This is a genomic window from Streptomyces sp. NPDC001858, from assembly GCF_053594615.1.
In genome coordinates, this window is sequence record NZ_JBSFEV010000003.1 from 382,279 (window position 1) to 408,767 (window position 26,489).

Annotated in this window: 24 protein-coding genes; 8 read left to right on the plus strand and 16 right to left on the minus strand. The window is 71.2% G+C overall.

Annotation, left to right across the window (positions count from 1 at the left end; genetic code table 11):
* Nucleotides 1–64: 64 nt before the first annotated feature.
* Both ACWCPF_RS06350 and ACWCPF_RS06355 read left to right on the plus strand, forming a co-directional pair.
* Entirely contained in the window at nucleotides 65–862 is a 798-nt protein-coding gene (locus tag ACWCPF_RS06350; RefSeq protein WP_451043789.1) for an EI24 domain-containing protein, read from the plus strand.
* Entirely contained in the window at nucleotides 859–1,473 is a 615-nt protein-coding gene (locus ACWCPF_RS06355; protein WP_451043790.1) for a LysE family translocator, read from the plus strand. Before ACWCPF_RS06350 ends, ACWCPF_RS06355 begins: the two co-directional genes overlap by 4 nt.
* On the opposite strand, the gene ACWCPF_RS06360 is transcribed toward ACWCPF_RS06355, so the two are convergent.
* Both ACWCPF_RS06360 and ACWCPF_RS06365 read right to left on the minus strand, forming a co-directional pair.
* Nucleotides 1,445–2,710, minus strand: a complete 1,266-nt coding sequence (locus ACWCPF_RS06360; RefSeq protein WP_451043791.1) for a pyroglutamyl peptidase — start codon at nucleotides 2,708–2,710, stop codon at nucleotides 1,445–1,447. The genes ACWCPF_RS06355 and ACWCPF_RS06360 overlap by 29 nt on opposite strands.
* Before the next feature lie 231 nt (nucleotides 2,711–2,941).
* Entirely contained in the window at nucleotides 2,942–3,511 is a 570-nt protein-coding gene (locus ACWCPF_RS06365; RefSeq protein WP_451043792.1) for a TetR/AcrR family transcriptional regulator, read from the minus strand.
* 167 nt (nucleotides 3,512–3,678) lie between these two features.
* Between ACWCPF_RS06365 and ACWCPF_RS06370 the strand changes: the two genes are divergently transcribed.
* Entirely contained in the window at nucleotides 3,679–6,111 is a 2,433-nt protein-coding gene (locus ACWCPF_RS06370; protein WP_451043793.1) for a glycoside hydrolase family 3 protein, read from the plus strand.
* 190 nt (nucleotides 6,112–6,301) lie between these two features.
* On the opposite strand, the gene ACWCPF_RS06375 is transcribed toward ACWCPF_RS06370, so the two are convergent.
* Nucleotides 6,302–7,279, minus strand: a complete 978-nt coding sequence (locus ACWCPF_RS06375) for an aldose epimerase family protein (RefSeq protein WP_451043794.1) — start codon at nucleotides 7,277–7,279, stop codon at nucleotides 6,302–6,304.
* 26 nt (nucleotides 7,280–7,305) lie between these two features.
* The gene (locus tag ACWCPF_RS06380; protein WP_451043795.1) at nucleotides 7,306–8,208 is read right to left on the minus strand and encodes an SGNH/GDSL hydrolase family protein; all 903 of its coding nucleotides are present in this window, start codon (nucleotides 8,206–8,208) and stop codon (nucleotides 7,306–7,308) included.
* 261 nt (nucleotides 8,209–8,469) lie between these two features.
* On the opposite strand from ACWCPF_RS06380, the gene ACWCPF_RS06385 reads away from it, so the two are divergent.
* Nucleotides 8,470–8,964: a DUF3145 domain-containing protein gene (locus ACWCPF_RS06385; RefSeq protein ID WP_451043796.1), complete on the plus strand. Its 495-nt coding sequence runs from the start codon at nucleotides 8,470–8,472 to the stop codon at nucleotides 8,962–8,964.
* A 124-nt stretch (nucleotides 8,965–9,088) separates the two neighbouring features.
* Here ACWCPF_RS06385 and ACWCPF_RS06390 read toward each other — a convergent pair whose 3' ends face one another.
* The 5 genes from ACWCPF_RS06390 to ACWCPF_RS06410 form a co-directional block, all read right to left on the minus strand.
* Complete coding sequence (locus tag ACWCPF_RS06390) at nucleotides 9,089–10,369, minus strand: beta-ketoacyl-[acyl-carrier-protein] synthase family protein (protein WP_451043797.1); 1,281 nt, start codon at nucleotides 10,367–10,369, stop codon at nucleotides 9,089–9,091.
* Between the two features lie 100 nt (nucleotides 10,370–10,469).
* Nucleotides 10,470–10,718, minus strand: a complete 249-nt coding sequence (locus ACWCPF_RS06395) for an acyl carrier protein (protein ID WP_351909107.1) — start codon at nucleotides 10,716–10,718, stop codon at nucleotides 10,470–10,472.
* 82 nt (nucleotides 10,719–10,800) lie between these two features.
* On the minus strand, nucleotides 10,801–11,802 hold the full coding sequence (locus ACWCPF_RS06400) for a beta-ketoacyl-ACP synthase 3 (RefSeq protein ID WP_451043798.1): 1,002 nt from the start codon (nucleotides 11,800–11,802) through the stop codon (nucleotides 10,801–10,803).
* 11 nt (nucleotides 11,803–11,813) lie between these two features.
* On the minus strand, nucleotides 11,814–12,755 hold the full coding sequence (locus ACWCPF_RS06405) for an ACP S-malonyltransferase (RefSeq protein WP_451043799.1): 942 nt from the start codon (nucleotides 12,753–12,755) through the stop codon (nucleotides 11,814–11,816).
* A gap of 89 nt (nucleotides 12,756–12,844) precedes the next feature.
* Complete coding sequence (locus ACWCPF_RS06410) at nucleotides 12,845–14,050, minus strand: PucR family transcriptional regulator (protein WP_451043800.1); 1,206 nt, start codon at nucleotides 14,048–14,050, stop codon at nucleotides 12,845–12,847.
* Nucleotides 14,051–14,111: 61 nt separating this feature from the next.
* Here ACWCPF_RS06410 and ACWCPF_RS06415 point away from each other — a divergent pair, with 61 nt between their 5' ends.
* Nucleotides 14,112–14,774 carry a pirin family protein gene (locus ACWCPF_RS06415; protein WP_451043868.1) on the plus strand — a complete coding sequence of 221 codons (663 nt, stop codon included), beginning with the start codon at nucleotides 14,112–14,114 and terminating at the stop codon, nucleotides 14,772–14,774.
* Nucleotides 14,775–14,866: 92 nt separating this feature from the next.
* Here ACWCPF_RS06415 and ACWCPF_RS06420 read toward each other — a convergent pair whose 3' ends face one another.
* Together ACWCPF_RS06420 and ACWCPF_RS06425 are read right to left on the minus strand one after the other, a co-directional pair.
* On the minus strand, nucleotides 14,867–15,688 hold the full coding sequence (locus tag ACWCPF_RS06420; protein ID WP_451043801.1) for a serine hydrolase domain-containing protein: 822 nt from the start codon (nucleotides 15,686–15,688) through the stop codon (nucleotides 14,867–14,869).
* A 19-nt stretch (nucleotides 15,689–15,707) separates the two neighbouring features.
* Nucleotides 15,708–16,178 (minus strand): N-acetyltransferase family protein, encoded by a 471-nt coding sequence (locus ACWCPF_RS06425; RefSeq protein ID WP_451043869.1) that lies wholly within the window; start codon nucleotides 16,176–16,178, stop codon nucleotides 15,708–15,710.
* A 106-nt stretch (nucleotides 16,179–16,284) separates the two neighbouring features.
* Here ACWCPF_RS06425 and ACWCPF_RS06430 point away from each other — a divergent pair, with 106 nt between their 5' ends.
* Both ACWCPF_RS06430 and ACWCPF_RS06435 read left to right on the plus strand, forming a co-directional pair.
* Nucleotides 16,285–16,749 (plus strand): MerR family transcriptional regulator, encoded by a 465-nt coding sequence (locus ACWCPF_RS06430; RefSeq protein ID WP_451043802.1) that lies wholly within the window; start codon nucleotides 16,285–16,287, stop codon nucleotides 16,747–16,749.
* Nucleotides 16,746–17,762 carry an aldo/keto reductase gene (locus ACWCPF_RS06435; protein WP_451043803.1) on the plus strand — a complete coding sequence of 339 codons (1,017 nt, stop codon included), beginning with the start codon at nucleotides 16,746–16,748 and terminating at the stop codon, nucleotides 17,760–17,762. The genes ACWCPF_RS06430 and ACWCPF_RS06435 overlap by 4 nt, the downstream gene beginning before the upstream one ends.
* Here the strand turns inward: ACWCPF_RS06435 and ACWCPF_RS06440 are convergent, their stop codons facing one another.
* The 3 genes from ACWCPF_RS06440 to ACWCPF_RS06450 form a co-directional block, all read right to left on the minus strand.
* Entirely contained in the window at nucleotides 17,763–18,626 is an 864-nt protein-coding gene (locus ACWCPF_RS06440) for a DUF4429 domain-containing protein (protein WP_451043870.1), read from the minus strand.
* A 58-nt stretch (nucleotides 18,627–18,684) separates the two neighbouring features.
* On the minus strand, nucleotides 18,685–19,902 hold the full coding sequence (locus tag ACWCPF_RS06445; RefSeq protein ID WP_451043804.1) for an alpha/beta hydrolase: 1,218 nt from the start codon (nucleotides 19,900–19,902) through the stop codon (nucleotides 18,685–18,687).
* Nucleotides 19,903–19,994: 92 nt separating this feature from the next.
* Nucleotides 19,995–20,621, minus strand: a complete 627-nt coding sequence (locus ACWCPF_RS06450; RefSeq protein ID WP_451043805.1) for a TetR family transcriptional regulator — start codon at nucleotides 20,619–20,621, stop codon at nucleotides 19,995–19,997.
* A gap of 111 nt (nucleotides 20,622–20,732) precedes the next feature.
* Here ACWCPF_RS06450 and ACWCPF_RS06455 point away from each other — a divergent pair, with 111 nt between their 5' ends.
* Nucleotides 20,733–22,307 carry an MFS transporter gene (locus ACWCPF_RS06455; protein WP_451043871.1) on the plus strand — a complete coding sequence of 525 codons (1,575 nt, stop codon included), beginning with the start codon at nucleotides 20,733–20,735 and terminating at the stop codon, nucleotides 22,305–22,307.
* A 154-nt stretch (nucleotides 22,308–22,461) separates the two neighbouring features.
* Here ACWCPF_RS06455 and ACWCPF_RS06460 read toward each other — a convergent pair whose 3' ends face one another.
* Together ACWCPF_RS06460 and aceE are read right to left on the minus strand one after the other, a co-directional pair.
* Nucleotides 22,462–23,292: a potassium channel family protein gene (locus ACWCPF_RS06460; protein ID WP_451043806.1), complete on the minus strand. Its 831-nt coding sequence runs from the start codon at nucleotides 23,290–23,292 to the stop codon at nucleotides 22,462–22,464.
* A 135-nt stretch (nucleotides 23,293–23,427) separates the two neighbouring features.
* Complete coding sequence (aceE, locus tag ACWCPF_RS06465; RefSeq protein ID WP_451043807.1) at nucleotides 23,428–26,175, minus strand: pyruvate dehydrogenase (acetyl-transferring), homodimeric type; 2,748 nt, start codon at nucleotides 26,173–26,175, stop codon at nucleotides 23,428–23,430.
* Between the last annotated feature and the right edge of the window lie 314 nt (nucleotides 26,176–26,489).

The following is a 26,489-nucleotide window of genomic DNA, read 5'->3' on the forward strand; positions in this document are numbered from 1 at the left end:
TGGTGTCACCGATACCCCGGATGGCCTAGGAGAGCTGTTCGAGCACGACCGATAGGGTTCGGGCATGCACGATCTAGGGCTGGGGTTCACGTACCTCCTGAAGGGCCAGCGGTGGGTGGCCCGGCACGGCAAGCAGTACGGGTTCGGGCTCGTTCCCGGCCTGATCACGTTCGTCCTCTACGCGGCGGCGCTGGTGGCGCTCGCGGTGTGGGGCGAGGACTTCGTCGGCTGGGCGACGCCGTTCGCCGACGACTGGTCGAGCCCCTGGCTGGGCCTGTTCCGCGGCTTCCTGACCGTCGTGCTGTTCGCCCTCGGCCTCCTGCTGGCCGTCCTCACCTTCACCGCGGTCACCCTGCTCATCGGGCAGCCGTTCTACGAGAGCCTCTCCGAGACGGTCGACCGGGACGTCTCGCCCGACGGCGCCGCCCCGGAGTCCCGGCTGCCGCTCTGGCGCGAACTGTGGATCTCCGCCCGCGACAGCCTGCGGATCCTGGCCCGGGCCCTGGTGTGGGCGGTGCTGCTGTTCGCCCTCGGCTTCATCCCGGTCGTCGGCCAGACCGTCGTCCCGGTGATCGGGTTCTTCGTCACCGGCTTCTTCCTCACCGAGGAACTCGCCGCCGTCGCCCTCCAGCGCCGGGACGTCGGCCTGCGCGCCCGACTCGCCCTGTTCCGCTCCCGCAAGGCCCTGATCTGGGGCTTCGGCACACCCCTGGGCCTGGCCTTCCTGGTCCCTTTCGTCGCGGTGTTCCTGATGCCGGGCGCGGTCGCCGGCGCCACCCTGCTGGCCCGCGAACTGCTCGGCGAGGAGATCCGCGAGAAAGAGGAAGCGGTCGCACCCGAGTCGGAGGACGTCACGTCATGACCGAGCTGCTCGCCGTCGCCCTCATCACCGTGCTGGCCGTCATCGCCCCCGGCGCCGACTTCGCGATGATCGTCCGCAACAGCTATCTCTACGGCCGCCGTACGGGACTGTTCGCGGCCACCGGAGTCGCCGCGGGCGTCCTCGTGCACGTCACGTACACGATGCTCGGCGTGGGCCTGCTGATCGCGTCCTCGACGTTCCTGTTCACGGTCATCAAGCTGGTCGGCGCCGCCTACCTCGTCTACATCGGCGTGCGCACCTTCCGCACCCGCGGCGAGGTCGAGATCGATCTGACCGGGAAGACCGAACTGACCCCGCTCGCCGCGCTGCGCACCGGCTTCCTCACCAACGTCCTCAACCCCAAGACGACCCTGTTCGTCGTCTCGACGTTCTCCCAGGTCGTCAGCCCCGGCACCCCGGCCCATCAGCAGGTCGGCTACGGCCTGTTCATGTCGCTGGCCCACCTGCTGTGGTTCGGTGTGGTCGCCGTCTTCTTCTCCCAGGACCGGATGCGCACGCTGATGCTGCGCGGTCAGAAGGTCCTCAACAAGGTCATCGGCTCGGTCCTGGCGGGCCTGGGCGTCAGCCTCGCGTTCGCTCCGTCGCACTGACCGCCACGGTCAGGATCGCCCGCACCTGGGCGACGATGTCCAGCCGGTTGCGCACGAACTCCGCATCGGTCACCTCGGTGGTGTTGCCGGCCCCGAACTGCAGGACCGGCGTGTGCACATGCCCGCCCGGCAGGCTGCGCAGGCCCAGCCGGTCGCGCAGCAGGGTGGCCCGGTAGGCGATTTCGTTGGAGAGGTAGTTCCCGCCGCCCCCGGCCCGCGCGGTCGACCCCTCCGTCGGCCCGTCCGGCCGCACCACCGCGGCCGTGCCGCCGGCCGGGATCTCCGTGACGCTCGTGTTGTCGTAGACCGGGAACCGCCCGGTGTCCGCCGCCACGATCGCCGGGTACGGCAGGGTCGTGGTCGTCCACTGCGGCTGCGAGGCGGGGTCGGCGACCGGGATCGTCTCCGTCCGCCCGATGGTGTCGTTGTCGGGGAAGCCGCCGCGCCAGGCCCCGTTGGTGCGCTCCACGTCGAACCGGCCGACGCGGCCCTGGCTGACGGTCGCGAACAGGTCGACGTGCGGCAGATACGGCCGCAGGGTGCGCTCCACCGTCCCCTCCGCGAAGTCCTGCCAGCGCACCGGGAAGACGGCCGTCTCCACCCGTGCCGGCCCGTCCGTGGTGTCGATCACCGTGCCGTCGAGGGCGAGCGCGGTGGCCCCGGACGGGTTGGAGATCCGGATGTCCCGGTCCAGGGTGAACGGATCGAAGCCGGTGACCAGGACGCGCTTGAGCCCCTTGGCGTGCGCCGGGTAGCGGAGGTCGCTCTGGCCGCGCGAGGTGCGCTCCAAGGCGTCGAGCAGCGCGGTCCGTTGGCGGTCGGTGACCGTGAACCCGGGCTCCCAGGTGCGCACTTGGCTCGTCATGCCGAGCCGCGCCCAGTACAGCGGCCGGTCGTCGTCCCGGCTGAGGTCCCCGCCGGCCGGACCGCGCCCCTGCACCCGGTCCACCGCCCGCCGCCACAGGGCAGTGCCCTCGCGGTCGACGATCCGCCGGGCCTGCGCATAGGAGTGCGAGGCCTGCAACAGCCGGGCGAACCGCGGAGCCACCGCGTCGAACCCGGACCGGGCGAGGATCTCCTGAGGAACGGCGCCCGCCAGCCGCTGTTCCTCGACGGTGGGCGCGGGCGCCGTCTCGGCCGCGGTGGTGGCGGTGGGGGCGGTGGGGGCGGTGGGGGAGGATAGCCCGGCCAACAGGGCCAGACCGAGGAGACCGACGCGAACTCGTATGGAATGCACGGGGGTTGAGGCCTTCCGTCGCTGTGGGGGAGAGCGTGGGCGTGGGACGGCGGAAGTATCCCGTGACAGCAGTGGTCTACGCCATGGCACACGGCATCGCGGACCTGAGTGGGTCGGGCGAAGTCGGCTACGGTTCGGCAGCGCCCCTTTAGGGGCGCGGGGCGCTGACATATGCGGCTCCGCCGCGCGGGCGCGACCAGCCACGACGGCGCCGCACCGGAACGACGGCGGCTAGGACCCGGTCGGCGCCTCGCCCAGCAAGTGCAGGAAGTCGCGGAACGCGCCCGGCATGTCCACCGACTCCGGGTCCAGCAGCCACTGGTACTGCAGGCCGTCCATCACCGCCACCAGCAGCGGGGCCGTGCGCTCCGGGGTGAGGCCGTTGGGGAGGCGGTCGCCGTACTCGGCGCGCAGCACCGCCGCCATGTTGGCCCGGACCTGGGCGTAGCGCTCGGTGAAGTAGTCCCGCGCGGGATGCCCGTCCGTGACGCTCTCGCCGAGCAGCGCCGCGAAGGTCTGGACGATGGCCGGCCGCATCGCGTTGTACTCGACCAGCGAGACCAGCAGCTCCGTCCGCCACCCGGTGTCCGGCACGGCGTCCCACTGGTCGCGCTCCTGGAGCACCGCCACCAGCAGCGTGTCCTTCGTCGGGAAGTGGTGCAGCAGTCCCTGCTGGGTCAGCCCGACCCGCTCGGCCACCGCCGCCAGGCTCGCCCCCCGGTAACCGCGTTCGGCGATCACCTCCAGGGCCGCCCGAACGATCTCGGCCCGCCGCTCCTGACTCCTGGCTCGTGCACTCATGTCGTCACCGTAGCGGCATCCGGGGCATTAAATGTAACGGATAGATAACGAAACCTACCGCTCTACAGGTAGTCGTGCAGAATGGAGATGCAGGACGGAGACGCGCGACGGAAGGCGTCGCACCGGCACGGCCGGGCGTGTCACGTCACTCAACGAGGAGGCACCGCATGGCGGGAACCGAGGAGGGTCGGGAAGCGGCCGTCGAGAGTGCTCTCGGCAAGCTCGACCTGGATGCCAAGACCCGACTGCTGGCCGGCCAGGACGTGTGGTCGCTGCCCGCACTGCCCGAGATCGGCCTGAGCTCCCTCGTCATGTCCGACGGCCCCATCGGCGTCCGGGGCGTGCGCTGGACCGCGGACGACCCGTCCGTCGCCCTGCCCTCCCCGACCGCCCTCGCCGCCGCCTGGGACCCGGACCTCGCCCGCCGCGCGGGCGTCCTGCTCGCCCAGGAGGCCCGCCGCAAGGGCGTCCACGTGCTGCTCGCCCCCACGGTCAACCTGCACCGCTCCCCGCTCGGCGGCCGCCACTTCGAGGCCTGCAGCGAGGACCCGTACCTCACCGGCGTGATCGGCGCGGGCTATGTGAAAGGCGTCCAGTCCGGCGGCGTCGGCACCACCGTCAAGCACTTCGTGGCCAACGACGCCGAGACCGACCGCTTCACCGTGGACAACCGCGTCTCCGAGCGCGCCCTGCGCGAGCTGTATCTCGCGCCCTTCGAGGCCATCGTCGCCCACGCCCGCCCCTGGGGCGTCATGACCGCCTACAACAAGGTCGACGGCACGACCATGACCGAGCACCGCCGGCTCGTCAACGAGGTCCTGCGCGGCGAATGGGGCTTCGACGGCTTCAACGTCTCCGACTGGATGGCCGCCCGCGACACCGTGGGCGCGCTCCGCGGCGGCCTGGACGTGGCCATGCCCGGCCCCAAGACCGTCTACGGCCCCGCACTCGCCCAGGCGGTACGCGACGGCCGCCTCGACGAGTCCGAGGTCGACGACGCCGTACGCCGCGTCCTGCGCCTGGCCGCCCGCGTCGGCGTCCTCGCGGACGTCGAACCGGCCGTCACCGCGCTCCCCGCCCCGGTCGACGGCGAGGCCCTGGCCCGCGAACTGGCCCGCCGCTCCTTCGTCCTGGTCCGCAACGAGGCGGGCGCGCTCCCGCTCAGGCCCGGCACGGTCGCCCTCATCGGCGCCGCCGCCCGCGACGCCCGCGTCCTCGGCGGCGGCTCGGCCACCGTCTTCCCGGCCCGCACGGTCTCCCCGCTGGACGGCCTGACCGCGGCCCTGCCCGAAGGCGCTCTCAGCTACGCGGTGGGCGCCGACCCCACCACCGAACTCGCGGTCGCCGGCAAGGGCTTCGAGCTGCGGACGGTCTGCCGGGACGCGGCCGGAGAGATCATCGGCGCCGCCTCCGCGCCGGGCGGCCTGATCCAGTGGATGGGCTCCGACCTCCCCGCGGGCGTCACCCACGACAACCTCCACACCATCGAGCTGACCGGCACCTTCACCCCGCGCGAGAGCGGCTCGCACACCTTCGGCATCAAGGGCACCGGCGCCTTCACCCTCACCGTCGCCGGCACGACGTACTTCGACGACGACCAGCTCCCCGCCGACACCACCGACCCCTTCGAGGCGTTCTTCGGCGCCCCGACCCCCCGCGGCCGGGCCGAACTGACCGCCGGCGAACCCGTCGAGGTCTCCCTCACCCATGTCTTCGCGCTGCCCGGGGACATCCCCTTCAAGGTCATCTCCTTCGCCCTGGCCCACCAGGGCCCGCAGCGCGACCCCGACGAGCTGATCGCCGAGGCCGCCGAGGCGGCGCGGGCCGCGGACACGGCCGTCGTCGTGGTCGCCACCACCGACCGCGTCGAGTCCGAGGGCTTCGACCGCAAGGACCTGCGCCTCCCCGGCCGGCAGGACGACCTGGTGCGCGCCGTCGCCGCCGCCAACCCCAACACCGTCGTGGTCGTCAACGCGGGTTCCCCGGTGGAGCTGCCGTGGCGCGAGGACGTCGCGGCCGTCCTGCTCACCTGGTTCCCCGGCCAGGAAGGCGGAGCGGCGCTGGCGGACGTCCTGACCGGCGCCCATGAACCCGGCGGCCGGCTCCCCACCACCTGGGGCTCCCTCGCCGACGCGCCCGTCACCGAGGTCACCCCCACCGACGGCGAACTCCCCTACACCGAGGGCGTCTTCATCGGCTACCGCGCCTGGGAGAAGGCGCACCGCACCCCGGCCTACCCCTTCGGCCACGGCCTCGGCTACACCGACTGGACCTACGAGTCGGTCGCGACCACGGGCTCCACGGTCAAGGTGCGGCTGCGCAACAGCGGCGAGCGCGCGGGCCGCGAGGTCGTGCAGGTCTACCTCGCACCGACTACACCGACCGCGACGCCCGAGCGCCCGGCCCGCTGGCTGGCCGGCTTCGCCGCCGTCGAGGCCGGCCCGGGGGAGAGCGTCGAGGTCACCGTGGACCTCCCGCAGCGCGCCTTCGAGGTGTGGGACGAGGCGGATCACCGCTGGCTCTTTGTGAAGGGTTCGTACGAAATCCAGGTGGGCCGCTCGATCGCCGACCGCAGAATCACCGCGACGATTACCGTGTGACCTGGCGTCTGTCGCCCCACGAACAGCCCCGGTCCGGGACCTGACCCCCGGACCGGGGCAACATCTTTCCTCATTCGGCAGCGGTTCGGCAGCGCCCCGAAGGGGCGCGGGGAACTGCGCGACCAGCCACGACGGCGCCGCAGCGAACCGACGGCACATCGCGGCACGTCGCGGCACCCCCAGCGGAGCGCTACCGCAGCGAGAAGCCGTACACCGTCTCCGACCGGTACTCCGCGCCCGGCCGCAGCACGGTGCTCGGGAACTCCGGCCGGTTCGGGGAGTCGGGGAAGCCCTGCGTCTCCAGCGCGATCCCCTCGCCCGGCACGAACGGCTCGCCCAGGTGATCGGCGGTGTACAGCTGCAGCCCCGGCTCGGTCGTCGCCACCGTCAGCACCCGCCCGGACGCCGGATCGTGCAGCTCGGCCACCTCGACCGGCGTGTCCGTGACGCCCTTGTCGAGCACGAAGTTGTGGTCGTAGCCGGCGCCGACCTTGCGGGCCGCACGGAAGTCGAAGCGGCCGTCCGCCACCGGCGCCAGCTCACCCGTGGGGATCAGATCGGCGTCCACCGGCGTGTACCGGGAGGCGGCCAGCCGCAGCTCGTGACCGCCCGCGCTGCCGGTCCCGGGCCCGCCCAGGTTGAAGTAGCTGTGATTGGTCAGGTTCACCACCGTCGGCGCGTCCGTGACCGCCCGATAGGCGAGCCGCAGCGCCCCCGATGCGTCCAGCGTGTAGGTCGCCGAGACCTCCAGCCGGCCCGGGAAGCCCTCCTCGCCGTGCGCGGCGACCCGGCTCAGCCGCAGCCCGTGCTCGACCGGCCGCACCTCCCACACCCGCTTGTCGAAACCGCGCGACCCGCCGTGCAGGGAATTGGGCGCGTTGTTGGGCTCCAGCGCGTACGTCACGCCGTCCAGCGGGAAGCGGGCGTGCGCGATCCGGTTGGCGTACCGGCCGATCAACGCGCCGAGATAGGGCTCCGGGTGCGCGAGATAGCCGTCCAGGTCCGCGAACCCCAACACCACGTTCGCCGCGTGTCCGTCCCGGTCCGGGACCTCGACGGACTGCACGATCCCGCCGTACGACAGCACCCGCACCCGGGTGCCCGCCCGCTCCAGGGTCCAGCGGTGCACCGGGGTGCCGTCGGAAAGTGTTCCGAAGTGTTCGCTCATGAGCAAAACTCTAGAGCAGGCCCTGGTCAGGAAGCCTTCGCGGTGACTCCGCGATACGCCATCTCCGCGAGCCGCGCCTGTCCGTCCTTGCTCGGGTGGAACCAGTCCCAGTGGCTCAACTGGTCGGTGCCGAATCGGAAGTCGTACACCGCGCCGCCGTCGAACCGGCACCGCACGTCCTTCGCGCAGACCTTCTTCAGCACCGTGTTGTAGTCCTCCACCCGCTTCTGCACGGTCTCCCGCCGCAGGGTCGCCGCCGAGTCCAGCGCGTCCGCGTCGGCCAGCATCGACGGACAGATGCCCAGCTTCCACACGGCCTTGCCCAGCGCGTTCGTCCGCCCCTGCGACCACAGGCGCTTCAGGTTCGGCACGCTCGCCACATACACCTGCGTCTTCGGCAGCGCGCGGCGCAGCGTGCCCAGCGCGTCCTCGAACTGCGCCCGGAAGTCCGCCACCGGCGTCATCGCCTCCGTCGACGCGCGGCAGGCGTCGTTCGCGCCCGCCATCACCGTGACCAACTGCGGTTTCTCGGCCGCCGCCTGCGCCAGCTGCCCCGGCACGTCCGCCATCCGCGCCCCGGTCGCCGCGTAGTTCCAGCTGTGCGTGGCCGCCTTCGCCGCGCCCAGCAGCCGCACCGCGAGACTGTTCACCTCGGTGCTGCTGCCCGTCGCCCAGGACGCCTCCGGACAGTCCGCGAGGACCGTACACGCGTCGAAGCCACGCGTGATGGAGTCGCCCACCGCCGCTACCGAGTCCGGCGTGGAGTCCCACAGCGGGGTCGGCGACGCGGACGGCTTCGCCTGCCGGGCCTGGGTCTCCGAAGCCCCCGGGTCGTCGCCGCCCCCCAGCGCGTCGCAGCCGGCCAGGCCCAGGACGGCCGCCGTCGTGCCCGCGAGCACGGCCCGCGCGTGCCGTTTCCGTTTCCGCATCCGCCGGTGTCCCCTCGCTCCTCGATCAACGCCCCCGTAATGACAACGCGCGGGAGTTCCCGGCGAATCACACCCACAAGATGGAACGCTTCACGCCACTCCAGGCGTCCTGCCGAGTGAATGGCGGTGGTTCACGGCACCGGGAGCGACGGTACGTCACACTCCTTGCGCCGCCGCACGGTAGCCTCGCCATCAACGCGGCTGCCTGCCACCGCAGCCATGCCGGCCTGCAAGACTGTCCCGCTCTGCCCGGAGGTCCCGGTGACGACACGTGGAGTTCTGTACGTGCACTCCGCGCCGCGCGCGCTGTGCCCGCACGTCGAGTGGGCCGTCGCCGGGGTGCTCGGCACGCGCGTCAGCCTCGACTGGATCCGGCAGCCCGCCGCGCCCGGCACCTGGCGCTCGGAGTTCTCCTTCAAGGGCCAGGCCGGCACCGCCTCCAAGCTCGCCTCCGCGCTGCGCGGCTGGCAGATGCTCCGCTTCGAGGTCACCGCCGAGCCCTGCGCGACCGCCGAGGGCGAGCGCTACAGTTGCACCCCCGACCTCGGCATCTTCCACGCCGTCACCGGAATCCACGGCGACATCCTGATCCCCGAGGACCGGCTGCGCGCGGCGCTGCTCCGCAGTCGGCGCGGCGAGACGGACCTGGAAGCCGAACTCTCCAAACTCCTCGGCAAGCCCTGGGACGACGAACTGGAGCCCTTCCGCTACGCAGGTGAGGGAGCCCCGGTGCGCTGGTTGCACCAGGTCGTTTAGGGGCGCGGGGCTGTATCGATATGCGGCTCCGCCGCGGGGCGCGACCAGCCCCCACCGACGTGCAGACGCAAATGTGGCCCGGACTCCCACAGGGAGTCCGGGCCACATTCGGCTAACGGTGTTCTCAGACCGTCCGGAACGCCAGTACCACGTTGTGCCCACCGAACCCGAACGAGTCGTTGAGGGCCGCGATCCGGCCCTCGACGGGCAACTTGCGCGCCTCCCCGCGGACGATGTCCGCGTTCGCCTCGGCCTCGGGGTCGAGGTTCTCGACGTTGATGGTCGGCGGAGCGATCCGGTGGTACAGCGCGAGGACCGTCGCCACGGTCTCGACGCCGCCCGCGCCGCCCAGCAGGTGACCGGTCATCGACTTGGTCGCCGAGACGGCCATGTGGTCCGCGTCGTCGCCGAAGACCTTGCGCAGCGCCTTCAGTTCGGCGATGTCACCGGCCGGCGTCGACGTGGCGTGCGCGTTGACGTGCACGATCTCCGCCGGGTTCAGGTCGGTGTTGTCCAGCAGGTGCTGCAGCGCGTGCGAGATGCCGCGGCCCTCGGGCTCCGGCTGCACGATGTCGTGGCTGTCGGCGGAGATGCCCTGTCCGACGGCCTCGGCGTAGACATGGGCGCCCCGCCGGGCCGCGTGCTCCGCGGACTCCAGGACGATCACGCCGGCGCCCTCGCCCATGACGAAGCCGTCGCGGGAGACGTCGTAGGGACGCGAGGCGCCCTGCGGGTTCTCGTTGTTCTTGGACATCGCCATCATGTTGCCGAACGCGGCGATGGGCAGCGGGTGGATCGCCGCCTCCGTGCCACCGGCGATGACGACGTCGGCGCGGCCGGTGCGGATCATCTCGATGGCGTAGCCGATGGCCTCCGCGCCCGACGCGCACGCCGAGACCGGAGTGTGCACGCCTGCGCGGGCGCCCACCAGCAGGCCCACGTTGGCGGACGGGCTGTTCGGCATCAGCATCGGCACGGTGTGCGGGGAGACGCGGCGGACGCCCTTCTCCTTCATCACGTCGTACTGCTCGAGGAGGGTGGTCACGCCGCCGATGCCGGAGGCGATGACCGCGCCGAGCCGGTCGGGGTCGACCAGGCCGTCGCTGCCGTCCTCACCGGCCTTGCCGCTGAAGCCGGCGTCCTTCCAGGCCTCCTGGGCGGCGATCAGCGCGAACTGCGCCGAGCGGTCCAGCTTGCGGGCCTGCGGCCGGGGGATGACCTCGAGAGGCTCCACGGCGATCGGGGCCGCGATCCGGACGGCCTGGTCGGCCGCCCAGTCCTGCTCCAGGGCCTTGACACCGGACTTGCCGGCGACGAGACCCTCCCAGGTAGAGGCTGCGTCGCCACCCAGCGGTGTTGTTGCGCCGATACCGGTGACGACCACGGTGCGATTGGTCGGGCTCACGGATTCTTTCTCCAACGTTGCGAGGAGGACTACCCCCGCAGGTGCGGGGAGAGCGGCGCCACCGCCGGGTGGCGGGGCAGTTCAGCCCAGGGCCGGTGGATCAGGCCTGGTTCTTGAGGATGTAGTTCGTCGCGTCGCCGACGGTCTTGAGGTTCTTGACGTCCTCGTCCGGGATCTTGACGTCGAAGCGCTCTTCGGCGGCGACGACGACCTCGACCATGGACAGCGAGTCGACGTCCAGGTCGTCGGTGAAGGACTTGTCCAGCTGGACGTCCTCAACCGGGATGCCGGCGATCTCGTTCACGATGTCGGCAAGACCGGCGACGATCTCTTCCTGAGTGGCGGCCATCTTGGCGCTCCTTCTTTGCTGTTCCAGAGGGTGTGGCAAGGGGTGTTTCCCGCGCCGGACCGGGTGATCCGGCACGGAGTGCCTAGGGGAGGGTAACGACAGTCGCGGCGTAGACGAGACCCGCCCCGAATCCGATGACGAGCGCGGTGTCGCCGCTCTTCGCCTCGCCGGTCGCCAGGAGCCGCTCCATCGCGAGCGGAATCGAGGCGGCCGAGGTGTTGCCGGTGGTGCGCACATCACGGGCGACCGTGACGGACTCCGGCAGCTTGAGAGTCTTCACCATCGAGTCGATGATCCGCTCGTTGGCCTGGTGCGGGATGAAGACGTCGAGTTCGTCGGCGGTGATGCCGGCGACGTCCAACGCCTGCTTGGCGACCTTCGCCATCTCGAACACGGCCCAGCGGAAGACCGCCTGGCCCTCCTGCGTGATCGCGGGGAACTTGGCGACGGGGCCGTCGCGGTAGTCCGTCCACGGCACGGTCTGCATGATGGTGTCCGACTTGTCGCCCTCGGAGCCCCATACGGTCGGGCCGATGGCCGGCTCGGCGGAGGGGCCGACGACGACCGCGCCCGCGCCGTCGCCGAACAGGAAGGCCGTCGCGCGGTCCTCCAGGTCGGTCAGGTCGGACAGCCGCTCGACGCCGACGACGAGGACGTACTCGGCCGAGCCCTCGGCGACCATGCCCTTGGCGAGGGTCAGGCCGTAGCCGAAGCCCGCGCAGCCCGCCGAGATGTCGAACGCGGCGGCCTTGTTCGTGCCGAGCTTGTCGGCGATCTCGGTGGCCACGGCCGGGGTCTGCTTGAAGTGCGAGACGGTCGCGACGACCACCGCGCCGATCTGCTGGGCGGTGATCCCGGCGTCGGCGATCGCCTTGCCGGACGCCTCGACCGACATGGCGGCGACGGTCTCCTCGTCGTTCGCCCAGTGCCGGGTCTCGATGCCGGAGCGCGAGCGGATCCATTCGTCGGACGAGTCGATCGTCTCGAGGATCACCTCGTTGGGGACGACCCGGGTGGGCCGGTAGCCGCCGACGCCGAGGATGCGCGCGTACGGGGAGCCCTTGCTGGGCTTGATCTTCGCCATCAGAGCTCCTTTTAGGCGACGCCCGCCGCGTCGGCGGCAGAGGCCGCGGTCTCGGCGATGAGTTCGCGAGCCGCGTCGAGGTCGTCGGGTGTCTTGAGCGCGAGCGTCTTCACACCGGGCAGGGCGCGCTTGGCGAGGCCGACCAGCGTGCCGCCGGGGGAGACCTCGATGATCGCGGTCGCGCCGAGCTCCTTGAAGGTCTCCATGCACAGGTCCCAGCGGACCGGGTTGGCGACCTGGCCGACCAGCCGGTCCAGGATCTCGGCGCCGGTGGCGACGGCCCGGCCGTCCTTGTTGGAGAGGTAACGGACCGTCGGGTCGGCCGGCGTGACCTCCGTGGCGGCCTTGGCAAGGGCCTCGACCGCGGGGGCCATGTGCACGGTGTGGAAGGCGCCGGCGACCTTCAGCGGGACGATCTTGCGGACGCCCTCCGGCTTGTCGTCGTTCAGCGCGGCGAGCTGCTCCAGCGTGCCCGCGGCCACGATCTGACCCGCGCCGTTGATGTTCGCCGGGGTCAGCCCCAGCTTCTCCAGATGCGCGAGGGAGACCTCGGGGTCGCCGCCGAGCAGGGCGGACATACCGGTCTCGGTGATCGCGGCGGCGTCCGCCATGGCCAGGCCGCGTTTGCGGACGAGGTCCAGCGCGACGGTGTCGTCGAGGACGCCGGCGAAGGCGGCGGCGGTGAACTCGCCGACGCTGTGGCCCGCGACCGCGCCCGGGGAGGCGTCGCCGAGCGCCGTCGCGGACAGGATTCCGGCGGCGACCAGCAACGGCTGGGCCACCGCGGTGTCACGGATCTGGTCCGCGTCGGCCTGCGTGCCGTAGTGGGCGAGGTCCAGGCCGATGGCGTCCGACCACGCGGCGACGCGGGCGGCGGCACCGGGCAGTTCGAGCCAAGGAGTCAGGAAGCCGGGCGTCTGGGCGCCCTGGCCGGGAGCGACGAGTACGAGCACTCTCACACTCTCTCTTGGGGACGGCCGAAGCCGCCCGTGGGGACAGGGACGAAGAACGGCAGGGGGTTTTGTGGAGCCCCGACAAAAGGCTAGGTCTGGGGATCGCCGTCGACCAGACGCCCCAGGATCAGTGCGATCCGGAGCGTGAACGCGGAGCGTACATCTGAAGGCGACCAGCCGGTGACGTCAGTCACACGTCGAAGCCGGTAGCGCACGGTGTTCGGGTGAACGAAGAGCATCCGCGCGGCCCCTTCCAGACTGGACGCCTGTTCGAGATATACGGAGAGGGTCTCCAGGAGCGCCGATCCGGCCTCCTCGAGCGGTCTGTAGATCTCCTCCACCAACTGATCGCGCGCACCGGGATCACCGGCGATCGCGCGCTCCGGAAGCAGATCGTCCGCCAGTACCGGCCGGGGTGCGTCCTGCCACGCCGAACAGGCTTTGAGCCCGGCCGCGGCGGCCTGTGCGGACCGGGTCGCGGCCAGCAGATCGGGCACGACGGGCCCGGCCACCACGGGCCCGGCGGCGAACGGCCCGATCAGCGACTTCGCCACCGCGAGCGGGTTGTCGCTGCCGCCCGCGATCACCACCAGCCGGGTGCCGAGCACCCCGGTGAGCACCTGGAGCTTGGCGTGCCGCGAGGCCCGCCGGATGGCCTCGACGGTCAGCTCGGAGTCCCCCTCGGGGGCGGTCCCGAGGACGACGCACACATGTTCCGGCGCGTTCCAGCCCAGTGCGGCGGCCCGGCTCACGGCCCCCTCGTCGGCCTCGCCGCTCAGCACGGCGTTCACGACGAGCGACTCCAGCCGGGCGTCCCAGGCGCCCCGGGCCTCGGCGGCCTGGGCGTAGACCTGCGCGGTGGCGAAGGCGATCTCCCGGGCGTAGACGAGCAGCGCCTCGCGCAGCACGTTCTCGTCGCCCGGCGCCGCGACCTCGTCGATCGCGGACTCCATGACCTCGATGGTGGTGCGCACCATCTCGACGGTCTGCCGCAGCGTGATGGCCCGCGTCAGCTCACGCGGCGCCGTGCCGAACACATCGGTGGAGATGGCCTGCGGGGCGTCCGGCTGCCGGAACCACTCGGTGAAGGCGGCGATGCCCGCCTGGGCGACCAGCCCGATCCAGGAACGGTTCTCCGGGGGCATCGCCCGGTACCACGACAGTGTCTCGTCCATCCGCGTGATGGCCTGGGCGGCGAGACTCCCGGAGGACTTCTCCAGCCGCTTCAGCGTGGCGGGGTGGGAGTGGACGGCGTGCGCCGTGGGATCGGGGTGACTGGTTTCGGGTTCGGGCACGTGGACAAGACTGCCTTATCGGGACGGGGGAGTGTGCCGCCGGGTCTACCGTGGTCCCGTGATGGACGTGAGGCGCGCCGACGAGCGCTATCGAGGCGGCGACCCGGCCGCAGGCGTCGAGTCGTGGCACGCCTTCTCCTTCGGCCCGCACTTCGACCCCGACAACCTTCGCTTCGGCCCGCTGATCGCCTGCAACGAGGAGCGGCTCGCGCCCGGCGCCGGCTTCGACGAGCACCCGCACAGCCACACCGAGATCGTGACCTGGGTCATCGAGGGCGAGCTGACCCACCGCGACTCGGCCGGCCACGAGAGTCGGGTCCGCCCCGGGGACGTGCAGCGGCTCAGCTCGGCGGGCGGCGTACGGCACGTGGAACGCAACGACGCCGACACGCCCCTGACCTTCGTCCAGATGTGGCTGGCCCCGCTGGACCCCGGCGGCGACCCCGCCTACGAGATGGTCCACGGCATCGCCGACTCCACCCCCTACGCCGTCCCGGAGGCGGGCGCGATGCTCCATGTGCGCCGCCTGGCCGCCGGAGAGCGCACGGCGGTGCCGGACGCGCCGCACGTCTACGTCCACGTGGTGAGCGGCGAGGTCCTCCTGGACGGCGAACGGCTGGGCCCGGGCGACGCGGCCCGGGTCACGGACGCGAAGGATCTGGAGGCGCAGGGGGTGACGGACGCGGAACTGCTGGCGTGGATCTTCAGCCCGTCCGGCGAATAGCGCTCCGCTGGGGGTGCGGTGATGTGGCGTCGTTTCGCTGCGGCGCCGTTGTGGCTGGTCGCGCAGTTCCCCGCGCCCCTTTGGGGCGCGGTTCAGCCGCGCAGCTCGGCAAGCACCGCGTCTGTGAAGGGCGGCCAGGCTTCGATTGCCCAGGCCCCGAACGCTCGGTCCGTCAGGGCGACGGTGGCGGCGCCCGCTTCGGGGTCGATCCACAGGAACGTGCCGGACTGGCCGAAGTGCCCGAAGGTCCGCGGGGACGACGAACTTCCCGTCCAGTGCGGGGACTTGGAGCCGCGGATCTCGAAGCCGAGCCCCCAGTCGTTGGGGTTCTGATGGCCGTACCCCGGCACGACGCCCTTCGTACCCGGGTACTGCACGCTCATCGCCGCCGCCACCGTCCGCGGATCCAGCAGCCGGGGCGCCTGCACCTCCGCCGCGAACCGCAGCAGGTCCTCGACCGTCGAGACGCCGTCCTTCGCCGGGGAGCCCTCCAGCGAGGTTGCCGTCATCCCCAGCGGCTCCAGCACCGCCTGCCGCAGATACTCCGGGAACGGGATCTGCGTCGCCTTCGCGATGTGGTCGCCGAGCTGCTCGAACCCGGCGTTGGAGTACAGCCGCCGCTCACCGGGCGGGGCGGTCACCCGGTGCTCGTCGAAGGCGAGCCCGGAGGTGTGCGCGAGCAGCTGGCGGACGGTCGCCCCGGGCGGACCGGCCGGCTCGTCCAGCTCGATCGCGCCCTCCTCGTACGCCACGAGGGCCGCGTACGCGGCGAGCGGCTTGGTGACCGAGGCCAGCGGGAAACGCCGGCCGACCGGGCCGTGGGTCCCCAGGACCGTGCCGTCGGCCCGGACGACCCCCGCCGCGGCGGAGGGAACCGGCCAGTTCTCGATCAGGGCGAGGCTCTTCAGCGACATGCGGTCGAGCCTATGCGCCTCACAGCGCGAGCTCCATCAAGGGGTCCGGCTTGGGCTCGAAGCCGAGCGACGCGTAGAGCGGCGCGGCGTCGGCGGATGCGGTGAGCTGCACCTTTCCGACTCCCCGCGCGCGGAACCAGGCCAGCAGCGTGTCCATGCACGCACGCGCGTAACCGCGCCGGCGCGCGTCCGGATCGGTGGCGACGCTGAAGACGTAGCCGATGTCCCCGTGCGGATTGCCGGACCGCCCGATCCGGTACTCGATCGTCCCCACGACCAGGGCGGCCAGCGCCCCCGGCCGCTCCGGGTGGTCCACGACGAAGGCCGCGAAGCCGCCGTCCGGCTCGGCCAGTCGCGCGCGCAGCGTGGGCAGCGACTCCGCGTGCCAGCCGACGGAGCCGTCCGCGGGGGCGATCGAGTCGATCATCACCTGACGCAGCCGCAGCACTTCCACGGCGTCCTCGGGCAGGGCACGGCGTACGACGCTCACGTCACTCATGTCCGGCACGCTAACGGGCGCGATCAAGCCGCGTCCCCCGGTTTTCTTACCGATTCCGCTTGCTTCGAGCGCACTCCAAGGCCATAGCGTTGGCGCCATGACGGTGATGGAGACCACGGGTACCAGGACCGACAGCTGTGCCGCCCCGCCGCACCCGCAACGGCGGCCGGAAGGCCAGGACAGCTACACGATCAGCGAAGTCGTCGCGTTCACGGGCCTGACGGCCCACACCCTGCGCTGGTACGAGCGGATCGGCCTGATGCCGCACGTCGACCGCTCGCACACCGGTCAGCGCCGGTACAGCAACCGCGACCTGGACTGGCTGGACCTCGTCGGCAAACTCCGGCTCACCGGCATGCCGGTCGCCGACATGGTGCGGTACGCGGAACTGGTGCGCGCGGGCGACCACACGTTCCCCGAGCGCTTCGAACTCCTCGAGTCGACCCGCCGGGACGTCCTGGCCCGAGTCGCCGAACTGCAGGACACCCTCGCCGTGCTCGACCGGAAGATCAGTTTCTACGCGGACGCCGCGCACCTCTACGAAAAGGAGAAGGTCGGATGACCGACAGCAGGATCCCGACGGCCCGACTCGGCGCGAACGGCCCCGAGGTCGGCGTCCAGGGCCTCGGCTGCATGGGCATGAGCTTCGCCTACGGTCCCGCGGACGCCGATGAGTCCCGGGCCACCCTGGAGCGCGCCCTGGAACTCGGCGTCACGTTCTACGACACGGCGGACGCCTACGGCCAGGGGGAGAACGAGCGGTTCCTCGCCCCGTTCGTCAAGGCGCACCGCGACGAGGTCGTGATCGCGACCAAGTTCGCCCTGGCGATCCCGCCGGGCGAGCCGACCCGCCGGATCATCCGCAACGACGCGCCCTACATCCGCGAGGCCGTCGAGGCGAGCCTGAAGCGGCTGGACGTCGACGTCATCGACCTCTACTACATGCACCGGCGCGATGTGAACGTGCCGATCGAGGACACCGTCGGCGTGATGGCCGAGCTGGTGCGCGAGGGCAAGGTCAAGCAGCTGGGCCTGAGCGAGGTGACGGCGGCCGAGCTGCGCGCGGCGCAGGGCGTCCACCCGATCGCCGCCGTGCAGTCGGAGTGGTCGCTGTTCAGCCGGGACATCGAGGCGCAGGTGGTGCCGGCCGCCCGGGAGCTGGGCGTGACACTGGTCCCCTACTCCCCGCTCGGCCGGGGCTTCCTCACCGGTTCCTTCGCGGACGCCGACACGGACCTCACCGCCGACGACTTCCGCCGTCAGCAGCCCCGCTACACCGGCGCGAACGCGGCCGCCAACGCGGCGCTCCTGGAGCCGATCCGGGCGCTGGCCGCGGCGCACGCCGTGACGCCGGCGCAGATCGCCCTGGCCTGGGTCCAGCAGCAGGCCCGGGTGCACGGCCTGCCGGTGATCCCGATACCGGGGACGCGCAGGCCCGGGCGGGTGGCCGAGAACACGGCGGCCGTCTCCGTCGTCCTGGGCGACGAGGAGCTGGCGCTGCTGGAGCCGATCGCGGCGCAGGTGTCCGGCGACCGGTACGCGGACATGGCGTTCACCTCGGCCGGCCGCGAGTGATCACAGCTGCGACAGCAGCTCGGCCTTCTTGAGGGAGAACTCCTCGTCGGTGACCAGCCCGGCCCGGTGCAGTTCCCCGAGGTGGCGGATGCGTTCGGCGATGTCGGCGGGATCCCGGCGCGGCGGGGTCGCGGGGACGGCGGCCACCGGCCGCGCGGCCCGCATCCGCGCCAGCACGGCCGCGGCGAACGGCAACGACTCGTGCACGGGGCCGTACCCCAGCCCGAACACCACCGTCGCGGGGTCCTGATCGGCCTGCGCGGGCCGGCTGTCGCCGTCCCTGGGCAGCAGCCGCAGGTGCCCCTCGAACACCTCGGGCGAGCGCCACTCGAGCCCGCTCAGCTCGGACACGGGGAAGCTCTGGTCGCCGGCTTTCCACTTCGCCGACGACGCGCCCGTCCAGAACCAGCGGAAGCGCACCGTCCGGCCGTCGAAGGACGCCTTGCCGTCGTACGCCTTGAACGACAGCGGCACCTCGGGCGCGTCCACCAGGAAGCGCTCCGCCGGGCCGGCCTCGGAGTCGGTCAGCTTGTCCCGCAGCTCGTCGGCGTAGTACTCGGCGAGCGTCTCGCGCTCGGCGGGCAGCACCAGCCGGTACGGGTCGCAGGCCTCCTTGAGCTGCCCTGCGGCCGCCTCCATCAGCGGATCGGCTCCCGGGCGTGGCTCCGCGTGCAGCACGACCGTCCCGCGCCGCCCGGGGGCCAGCGTCACCCGGGCGATCGCCGACAGCGGGATCCGCCGTTCGCCGAGCGCCGACAGCAGTTTGGGCGTGCGCAGTCCCCGTTCGTAGCGGATGAGCACGGAGTCGGACTCGAACTCCCAGGCGGCATGAAATCCGGCCAGTACGTCACCCATGCGGCTCATCGTATGCGGGACACCCATTCTTCGTCCCCTCCTCGCGCGTGCCGCAATTCATGCGTCTCTACGCGCGTCCGGCCTCTGTCGTGTCGGTCAAACCCACCGTGCACGCTTCATCGTCGTGGGCGCACTCCACCGAGCGGTACGAGCCAGTGCCGATGTCGGCGAGGTTGCGCAGGCTGTCGGTGCCCGGTTCGAAGTAGCCGCCGTGGCCCTTCGCCTCCCGGGCGGACAGCACGCGCGCCCCGAACGCGTCGGCCATCGGGTCCTGGCCGTGCCCGAGGCCGCCGACCTCGAGGTGCGGCACGTCCTGGATCCAGTCGTCGGCGTCGCGCATCGCCCACACCCGGGCCTCGGTGCCCAGCTGCCCCGCGTTCTCCACCCGCATCCCGGGGCTGCCCGCCACCGCGATGTCGGTCACCCGGGCCGGCATCTCGTCCGCGGCGACTCCGCACACCACCGACCCGTAGCTGTGGCAGAACATCGACACCGGTGTCAGACCGGGCAGCGCTTTCAGCAGGGCGTTCAGCCGGACGGCGCCGCTCTCGGCGCGCATCGCGGTGGCCGAGTCGATGCCCAGGCCGTCGGGGGAGGTGTAGTCGGCCCAGGCGATCACGGCCGTGCGCGTCGACGGGCTCGCCTCGCGCTCGGCCGAGTAGAGGGCCTGCGCCATGCCGACGGGCGCCGAGTACTTCCGGTTCGTGCGCTGGAAGGTGAGCAGATCGGTGTCGACGCCGGGGACGACGACGGAGATCCGCTCGGCCTTGTCGAGGTCGCCGAACACCTCGGCGACCCGGCCGGAGCCGTCCGGGTCGAAGGCGAGGATCTGCCGTTCGGCGACGCTCAGATCCTCGTAGCGGTGCATGCGGCGGCCGGCCAACTGCTGCCCGGAGGGCGTGAGTCGGCTGTCGTGCATGCGTGTGCGTTCGATCCCCACCTGCTCGCGCAGTGCCACGCGGTTGGCGCGGTAGCGCAGTTCGGCGGGGGCGCCGTTCATGTTGCCCACCGCGAGCGCGTAGTCGTGGGCGAGCGAGGTGCGCTGCGAGGCGGTCAGCGAGGCGAAGAAGCGGGTGAGCCGGGCGGGGGCGGAGTCGGTGTCCGGCAGCAGCCGGCCGCCGATCCGGCCGTGCTCCCACGCCGCGCGCGAGGCCTGGAGGGCGGTGGTTCCCCGTTCGTGGTGCGTGGCGGTCCAGCCCGTGGTCGCCAGCATCACGAACACCACCGCCAGGGCGGCCAGTGCGCGCCAGACGCTGAGTTGGGGAGTCGTGTCGAAGGAAGTCACTGAAAGGACACACTAGGAGAACGAGAGGGTCTCGGGTGAGCCAAGTGACGGGGATCACGTTTCGTGAGGCGTGGGATTGGTCATAACGCTCTCTAGGCCTCGCGCCAGCTGCCCAGCAGAGCGGGTCCGATCCCGTCGAGATACCTGGTCGTCAGCACGTGCATCTCCGCCACGCCGAAGCCCTCGCCCGTGGACCACCGGCGTTCCACCACCCGCATCACCCCGCTGAACACGGCCACCACCAGCTGCGGTCGCGGATCGGCCTCCACGTCGAGCCCCTCGCGGTCGGCGATCACCCGGGCGAGACCCTCCTCGATCTCCATCGAGCGCCGCAGATGCGCGGCGAACAGCGCCGGCGTCGACTCGATCACCCGGTACATCCGCAGATGCAGCTCCACGGGCACGATCGACTCGACGATCTCGTTGATCGAGTCCCAGCTGTCCAGGACGGCCTGGCGCAGCGCCTCCAGCGGCGGCTCGTGCGGCGGGCGGGCGCGCACCGCCTCGACGAACCGCGCCACCGACATCTCCACCAGCGCGAGCGCGGCCTCGTCCTTGCCCGCGAAGTAGCGGAAGAAGGTGCGCTGCGAGACCTCGACGGCCTCGGCGATCTCGTCGACGGTAGTGCGCTCGTACCCCTGTGACGTGAACAGCTCCACGGCGGCTCGCAGCAGCGCGTCCCGGGTGCGCTGTCTCTTGCGTTCGCGCAGTGTTTGCATAGGTGTCAGTTACCGACTTGTGAACATGTTTGTCAAATGTCAGCGGCTGTCACTAGCCTCGAAGGCATGACTAGTCAGACCGCCATCGACACGACTGGCCCGGGGGACAAAGTGCCGACGGAGTCGTCGGACGGGCCGCCCGCCGAGGGGCTGCGCGGCCACCCCTGGTTCACCCTCATCACCGTCGCCGTCGGCGTCATGATGGTCGCCCTGGACGGCACCATCGTGGCCATCGCCAACCCGGCCATCCAGCAGGACCTGGGCGCCACCTTCGCGGAGGTCCAGTGGATCACCAACGGCTACTTCCTCGCCCTCGCGGTCTCCCTGATCACCGCGGGCAAACTCGGTGACCGCTTCGGCCACCGCCAGACGTTCCTGATAGGCGTCGTCGGCTTCGCCGCCGCCTCCGGCGCGATCGGGCTCTCCGACAGCATCGCGCTGGTCGTCGTCTTCCGCGTCCTGCAAGGTCTGTTCGGCGCCCTGCTGATGCCCGCCGCGCTCGGTCTGCTGCGCGCGACCTTCCCCGCCGAGAAGCTCAACATGGCCATCGGCCTGTGGGGCATGGTCATCGGCGCCTCGACCGCCGGCGGCCCGATCCTCGGCGGTGTCCTCGTCGAGCACGTCAACTGGCAGTCGGTGTTCTTCATCAACGTGCCGGTCGGCGTCCTCGCCCTGGTCCTGGGCGTGCTCATCCTGCTCGACCACCGGGCCGAGAACGCCCCGCGCTCATTCGACGTCCTCGGCATCGCGCTGCTCTCGGGCGCGATGTTCTGCCTGGTCTGGGCCCTGATCAAGGCCCCGGCCTGGGGCTGGGGCGACGGGCGGACCTGGGCGTTCATGCTCGGCTGCGCCGTGCTCTTCGCGGCCTTCGGCTTCTGGGAGACGAAGGTCAAGGAGCCGCTGATCCCGCTGGCCCTGTTCCGCTCGGTCCCGCTGTCGGCGGGCGTCGTGCTGATGGTCCTGATGGCGATCGCCTTCCTGGGCGGCCTGTTCTTCGTGACGTTCTACCTGCAGAACGTGCACGGGATGAGCCCGATCGACGCCGGCCTGCACCTGCTGCCGCTGACCGGCATGATGATCGTCGGCTCCCCGCTCGCGGGCGCGCTGATCACCAAGCTCGGCCCGCGCATCCCGCTGGCCGGCGGCATGGCCGCCACCGCCGTCGCCATGTACGGCATGTCCACGCTGGAAACGGACACCGGCAGCGTCGTCATGTCCATCTGGTTCGCCCTGCTGGGCCTCGGCCTCGCACCGGTCATGGTCGGCGCCACGGAGGTCATCGTCGGCAACGCCCCCATGGAGCTGTCGGGCGTCGCGGGCGGTCTTCAGCAGGCGGCCATGCAGATCGGCGGCAGCCTCGGCACGGCCGTGCTGGGCGGTGTGATGGCCGCCAAGGTCGAGAGCGACCTGCCCGGCAACTGGAAGGACGCGGGCCTGCCCGAGCTCACCCCCGCCCAACTCGCGCAGACCTCCGAGGCGGTCCAGGTCGGCGCGGCGCCGGTGGCCCCGGGCACCCCCGCCGAGACGGCCGCGAAGATCACGGACGTCGCCCACGACACGTTCATCTCCGGCATGAGCACCGCGTCCCTGGTCGCGGCCGGGGTGGCGGTGGTGGCCGTCTTCATCGCGCTGCTCACCAAGCGCGGGGAGAACGCCGAGGCGGGCGCGGGCCTGGGCCACGTCTGAGGCCCGCCGAAGGAACCCGCCGAAGGAACCCGCCGACGGAAGCGGGCACGAGGGAGGAGACGGCGCGGAAACCTGACGGGACTTCAACGAATTTCCCCTATCAGGGTGACAACGCTAAAGGTTCCTCGCTTCCGGCACGCGCCACAGGTCACAGTTAGTCAGGCCCTCCGTACGGCATCTCCGTCGCGGAGGGCGGCCAGGGCTGCGGCGCGCTGCCGGAGGGGGACAGCGCGCCGACCGCCCGGCAATCGTGGGGCACGGACCGCTCCTGGAGCGCCGACACCTCCGCCCGCAGGGCCCGCACCTCCTCCGTCAGCGCCAGGATCGCCAGCGTCTGGGCGCGCTCCTCGACGTCGTCCTTCTCGAACCGCTCGATGAACCACGCCGCGATGTTCGCGGTCACCACACCCAGCAGCGCGATCCCGGAGAGCATCAGCCCGACGGCGATGATGCGCCCGAGGCCGGTGGTCGGCGAGTGGTCCCCGTACCCCACCGTCGTCATCGTCGTGAACGACCACCACAGGGCGTCACCCAGCGTGCGGATGTTCCCGTCCGGCGACTCCCGCTCCACCGACAGCACGGCGAGCGAGCCGAACATCAGCAGACCGATCACCGCGCCCACGACATACGTCGTCAGCTGTATCTGCGAGGCCATCCGCGCCCGCCGCCCCACCAGCAGCAGCGTCGACACCAGCCGCAGCAGCTTGAGCGGCTGCACCACCGGCAGGATCACCGCGAAGAGGTCCAGCCAGTGGGTACGGACGAACGTGCGGCGGTCGGCCGTGAGCCCCAGCCGGACCAGGTAGTCCGTGGCGAACGCCCCCCACACCAGCCACTCGATCCTGGTGCACGCCGTGGTCAGCGCGCGGTCGGCCGAGGTGTCCACGATCGGGACGGCGTACGCCACGGCGAACACCACGGCGAGCGCCAGCAGCGGCCGCTGCGTCCGTCGTTCCCACCGTGCCTGTGCCGTTCTCTCCTGCATGCCCGCATCGTATGAAAACGAGGGGCTGGTGAGCCCCGGCAGGGGCGCGGGGCTGAGCCGACATGCGGCTCCGCCGCGGGGGCGCGACCAGCCCCCTACGACCCGCAGATGCTCACCGGCCTCCCAGCGGAGCGACTACGCATCGCCGCCCGCGGCTCCCGGGTCCGCTGCCGACGCGTCGAGGAGCTGGTACCGGTCGATGGCCTGCTTGAGCAGCGAACGGTCGACCTTCCCCTCCTTCGCCAGCTCGGTCAGCACGCCCACGACCACCGACTGGGCGTCGATGTGGAAGAAGCGGCGCGCCGCCCCCCGGGTGTCCGCGAAGCCGAAACCGTCCGCGCCCAGCGACTGGAACCGGCCCGGAACCCAGCGCGCGATCTGGTCCGGAACCGACCGCATCCAGTCCGAGACGGCCACGAACGGTCCCTCGGCGCCGGCCAGCTTGCGCGTCACCCACGGCACGCGCTGCTCCTCCTCCGGGTGCAGCAGGTTGTGCCGCTCGACCTCGACGGCCTCGCGCCGCAGCTCGTTCCAGGAGGTCGCCGACCAGACGTCGGCCTTGACGTCCCACTCCTCGGCGAGGATCTTCTGCGCCTCCAGCGCCCAGGGGACGGCCACGCCGGACGCGATGATCTGCGCCGGGATCGACCCCGCGGAGCCCTCGCTGAAGCGGTGGACGCCCTTGAGGATGCCCTCCACGTCCACGCCCTCCGGCTCGGCCGGGTGCTGGATGGGCTCGTTGTAGACGGTGAGGTAGTAGAAGACGTCCTCGCCGTGCGGGTGCTCGGCGGAGCTGCCGTACATCCTGCGCAGCCCGTCCTGCACGATGTACGCGATCTCGAAGCCGAACGCCGGGTCGTAGGCGACACAGCCCGGGTTCGTCGAGGCGAGCAGCTGGGAGTGGCCGTCCGCGTGCTGGAGGCCCTCACCGGTCAGCGTCGTACGGCCGGCGGTCGCGCCCAGGACGAAACCGCGCGCCAGCTGGTCGGACATCTGCCAGAACTGATCGCCGGTGCGCTGGAAACCGAACATCGAGTAGAAGACGTAGACCGGGATCAGCGGCTCGCCGTGCGTGGCGTACGCGGAGCCCGCCGCGATCAGGGAGGCCGTGCAGCCCGCCTCGGAGATGCCGTCGTGCAGCATCTGGCCGGTCGGCGACTCCTTGTAGGCGAGCAGCAGATCGCGGTCGACCGCCTCGTACTGCTGGCCGAGCGGGTTGTAGATCTTCGCACTCGGGAAGAACGAGTCCATGCCGAACGTGCGGTACTCGTCCGGCGCGATCAGCACGAACCGCTTGCCGATCTCCTTGTCCCGCATGAGGTCCTTGAGGAGCCGCACAAAGGCCATGGTCGTCGCGATGGACTGGTGGCCCGAGCCCTTCTTCACGGACGCGTACGCCTTGTCGTCCGGCAGCGCGAGCGGCTTGGAGCGCACGACCCGCGTCGGGACGTAACCGCCGAGCTCCTTGCGGCGGTCGTGCATGTACTGGAGCTCTTCCGAGTTCCGGCCCGGGTGGTAGTACGGCGGCGCGCCGGACTCCAGCTCCTGGTCGGAGATCGGCAGGTGCAGCCGGTCGCGGAAGCCCTTCAGGTCGGCGACCGTCAGCTTCTTCATCTGGTGCGTGGCGTTGCGGCCCTCGAAGTTCGGGCCCAGCGTCCAGCCCTTGACCGTCTTGGCGAGGATCACCGTCGGCTGGCCGGTGTGCTCCACGGCCGCCTTGAACGCCGCGTAGATCTTCTTGTGGTCGTGACCGCCGCGCCCCAGGTACAGGACCTGGTCGTCGGTCATGCCCTCGATCATCGCGCGCAGCCGGTGGTCGTCGCCGAAGAAGTGATCGCGGATGTACGCGCCGGACTCGGTGGCGTAGGTCTGGAACTGCCCGTCCGGGGTCGTGTTCATCCGGTTGACCAGGATGCCGTCGCGGTCCTGCGCGAGCAGCGGGTCCCACGAGCGGTCCCAGATCAGCTTGATCACGTTCCAGCCGGCGCCCCGGAAGACCGACTCCAGCTCCTGGATGACCTTGCCGTTGCCGCGTACCGGCCCGTCGAGCCGCTGCAGGTTGCAGTTGACGACGAAGGTCAGGTTGTCCAGGCCCTCCCGGGCGGCGATGGTCAGCTGGCCGAGCGACTCCGGCTCGTCCATCTCGCCGTCCCCGAGGAACGCCCACACGTGCGACTTCGAGGTGTCGGCGATCCCGCGCGCCTGCATGTAGCGGTTCATCCGCGCCTGGTAGATCGCGCCGATCGGGCCCAGGCCCATCGACACGGTCGGGAACTCCCAGAAGTCCGGCATCAGACGCGGGTGCGGGTACGAGGACAGGCCGTAGGGCGCCTTCGACTTCTCCTGGCGGAACGCGTCCAGGTTCTGCTCGCTGAGCCGGTCGAGAAGGAACGCGCGCGCGTAGATGCCCGGGGAGGCGTGGCCCTGGAAGAAGACCTGGTCGCCGCCGTCGCCCTCGTCCTTGCCGCGGAAGAAGTGGTTGAAGCCGACGTCGTAGAGCGACGCGGACGACGCGAACGTCGCGATGTGGCCGCCCACGCCGATGCCCGGGCGCTGGGCCCTGGACACCATCACGGCCGCGTTCCAGCGGGTCGCGTTGAGGATCCGGCGCTCGATCTCCTCGTTGCCCGGGAAGAACGGCTCGGCCCTGGTGGGGATGGTGTTGACGTAGTCCGTGCTGCGCATCTCGGGCACGGCCACGCGCTTCTCGCGGGCGCGCTCGATCAGCCGCAGCATCAGATAGCGGGCCCGCTCCCGGCCGCGCTCGTCGATCGCGGCGTCGAGGGAGTCGAGCCACTCCTGGGTTTCCTCGGGATCGAAGTCAGGAACCTGACTAGGAAGGCCGCCAATGATGATCGGGTTGCGATCGGATCCGGAAGCCACGCTGTTCCTTACCTGTCAGAGGGCTGTGTGGGGCTGTGTTTCTCGCTCGGTGTCGTACTGGGAGTCTTGGGTGTCGTACTGAGGGTCTCGCGGGTATTTCGGTGCTTCTTAGGTACCTGCATCGCCCCCATCGTGTACCGCGAGGCGACAAACGTCATCTCTACCCCTAGGGCCTGCCCGGCCGATCATGCCGCAGGCGCGGGGTGTGGCACGCGCATCTGCGGCGTTGTCGTCGGTTGCCGACGCTCCGCGTCGACGCCCTCCTCCGCCTTGCAGCTGCACGCCCCACACCCCGCTCACCGGTACTGAACAGG